Consider the following 1,626-nt stretch of genomic DNA (forward strand, 5'->3'; position numbering starts at 1 on the left):
GCTCAACTCCAGCCCCCGCGGCACGACGATGCGCGTGACGCTGCCGCTGTCGGCGGGGTGATCCGGTTTTGACCACGGATTGCCACTACTGTCCGGTAAGGGACACCGAAGGATTTCGTAACATGCATGACATGAGTTTAATCGGTCAATTTAGGGGTGTGACGCATTTTGAGTGCGCAGGGCTGTTTGGGCCGTCGTCCAAGGTGATAAGCTGCGACCATGGCCAACTCCACTGTGTTTGCACAAGTCATGTCGCTGGGACATCGGGAGGTTTTTCGGCGGTGCGTCGAGCGCTACGGTGGCGACGCACAGCAAAGAGGTTTTTCCTGTCACGACCAATGGCTCGCCATGGCGTTTGCGCAGCTGACCCATCGGGAGAGCTTGCGGGATCTGGAGTCGGCCTTGGGCTCGCGAACCGAGCTGCTTTATCAAATGGGTTTTCGCAGCCGGGTGCTGCGCAGCACGCTGGCGGATGCCAACGAGCAACGCGACTGGCGGATTTATGCCGACTGGGCGCAGGCCTTGATTCGTCGGGCGCGGCAACTCTACGTGAACGAGCCGTTCGCGGTGGAACTCGAGCAAACGATCTACGCGTTCGATGCCACGGTCATCGATTTGAGTCTGACCTTGTTTCCGTGGGCCCATTTTCGGCTGCACGAGTCGGCGATCAAGTTGCACACCCTGCTGGACCTGCGGGGCTCGATCCCCACCTTTCTCGCTCTGACGAAGGCCACGGTGAACGAGATGCTGTTGCTGGATACGCTCCCCATCGAAGCCGGGGCGATCTATGTCCTCGATCGTGGCTACACCGATTTCAAGCGCTTGATGCGCTTCACCACGGCGGGCGCATTCTTTGTCATCCGGGGCAAACGCGCCCTGGATTATTCCGTCGCGGAACGTCGCGCCGTCGACAGCACGATGGGACTGCACTGCGATCAAACCATTCAACTGCGCGGCTACTCTTCGCAGCGTCGCTATCTCGCGCCGCTGCGTCGGATCAGTTACCGCGATCCGACGCACGCGCGCTCCCTGGTCTTCCTTACCAATCTGTTTTCCGCCCCGGCCTTTCAGATCACGGAGCTGTATCGCGCCCGCTGGCAAATCGAACTCTTCTTCCGCTGGATCAAACAGCACCTTTGCATCCATCATTTCATCGGCAATTCCGCCAACGCGGTGCGCATTCAAATCTGGACTGCGGTCAGCACCTATCTCCTCGTCGCCATTTTGAAGAAGACTTGGAAGCTGCAACCGAGTCTGCACGAAATTCTTCAAGTCATCAGCGTCACTCCATTCGAGAAAATACCTCTGCCGGAACTCTTTGCCCGACAATCCATGGACTGCGCGACTATCATTCATGATAACGACGTCCCTAATCTGTTCTCGTGAAGGTTCATGCTGCCGGACAGTAGTGACGGATTACACGGATCGACACGGATAAATACCCGTTACCTGTCATTCTGAACGAAGTGAAGGATCCAGTGGCACGTGCGGGAGCGGACATCATACTGGATTCTTCGCTACGCTCAGAATGACAAACCGAGGGTATCTGTATTATCCGTGGCCATCCGTGTCATCCGTGGTGAAAATCACCGCCGGTTCGCGATAAAGGGATTGTGTTGTTTTTCC

1 protein-coding gene is annotated in these 1,626 nt (G+C 56.9%); it reads left to right on the forward strand.

Going from position 1 to position 1,626, the window contains the following annotated elements:
- Positions 1-219 precede the first annotated feature (219 nt).
- Entirely contained in the window at positions 220-1,386 is a 1,167-nt protein-coding gene (locus WAW39_RS29315) for an IS4 family transposase (protein WP_422323158.1), read from the forward strand.
- The last annotated feature ends 240 nt before the right edge of the window (positions 1,387-1,626 follow it).

Origin of the sequence: Prosthecobacter sp., assembly GCF_049294395.1 — a bacterium.
Lineage (GTDB): Bacteria > Verrucomicrobiota > Verrucomicrobiia > Verrucomicrobiales > Verrucomicrobiaceae > Prosthecobacter.

What these genes read in the sequence shown, in the direction of transcription:
- WAW39_RS29315 (WP_422323158.1), top strand. Translation starts at nt 220, where the DNA reads ATGGCCAACTCCACTGTGTTTGCACAAGTCATGTCGCTGGGACATCGG.